General features: G+C 60.9%; 2 protein-coding genes. Both read right to left on the reverse strand.

Annotated elements, in window-relative coordinates:
• Positions 1–792, reverse strand: a 792-nt coding sequence (locus BC443_RS14295; RefSeq protein WP_348769679.1) for an IS3 family transposase, incomplete at its 3' end; no start/stop codon positions are given.
• On the reverse strand, positions 756–1,018 hold a 263-nt coding region (locus tag BC443_RS14300; RefSeq protein ID WP_071232514.1), incomplete at its 5' end, for a transposase. The genes BC443_RS14300 and BC443_RS14295, both read right to left, overlap by 37 nt.

A 1,018-nucleotide genomic window follows, 5' to 3' on the forward strand; every position in this document is an offset into this window, starting at 1 on the left:
CTCTTCGTTGTAGTATCGGATCCAACGGTCGATCACGGCCCTGGCTTGACCCAGCGACTCGAAGCGATGGAGCCAGATGCACTCCTCCTTCAAGGATCGGAAGAAGCGCTCCACGAGCCCGTTCTGTTCCGGTGTATACGGCGTCGTGAACTCCTGGATGAGACCATAGTCCTTCACCGTGCCCGTGTAGTGCCGGCTGCTGAAGACCAGGCCATTGTCGGAGCGTAGTGCCGGCGGTTGCTGAACACGTCCCAGTGCCCCTAATCGATAGATTAGCGCTTCCTCCAGCGCGGCCTCAGCGGTCTTGCTGCTGCCATTGTCCGATAATCGCCAGCCGAGAATCTCTCGCGTACAGCAATCGATGATCACCGCCAGGCTAGCCCGCCGATCCTTGCCGCACCACACGTGCGTAAGATCCGTTGCCCAGCGTTCATCAGGCCGTGACGCGACAGACGGAAGGCTCTTGGCGCGCGGGCGGAAGCCCTGTGGCCGCTTGCGCACCTGCCAGCCTTTCAACTGCAGGATGCGCTGTATTGGCTTGCGGTTCTCACCCAGAACATACGCCAGGCGGCGATAGCCATAGGTGGGGAACCGCTCTAGGGTCAGCTTCACCCGTGCCGCCAGATCGGCATTGATGACACGCTGCCGCAGCTTGGGCCGGTAATACAGGCTCCGCCGGGGGAATCCCAGCCAGCGGCAGAGCTTGACGAGTGATACCACATGGCCTTCCTCGGCCAGTTGCGCCTGCAGCGACCTTATGAGTTCTCGTCCTCGTCGAGCAGGCGCTTGAATTTTTTTAGCGCATAGATCTGCAGATGGGCTTCGCCCAGTGCCTCCCTGGTCTCTCGGAGCTCGGACTCGTGCTGCTCACGGATATCCTTGGGGCGGGCCTTGAACCCGTTCTCCATGCTGCGCTGGGCTTCATCGATCCAGCCCTCGACCTCGGAGACAGTGAGATCGTACTGGCGAGCCACCTCAGCAGCCGTGGTCTTGCCCTTGAAGATATCCATGACCACGG

Source organism: Salinicola sp. MIT1003 (assembly GCF_001858555.1).
GTDB classification, from domain to species: Bacteria; Pseudomonadota; Gammaproteobacteria; order Pseudomonadales; family Halomonadaceae; genus Salinicola; species Salinicola salarius.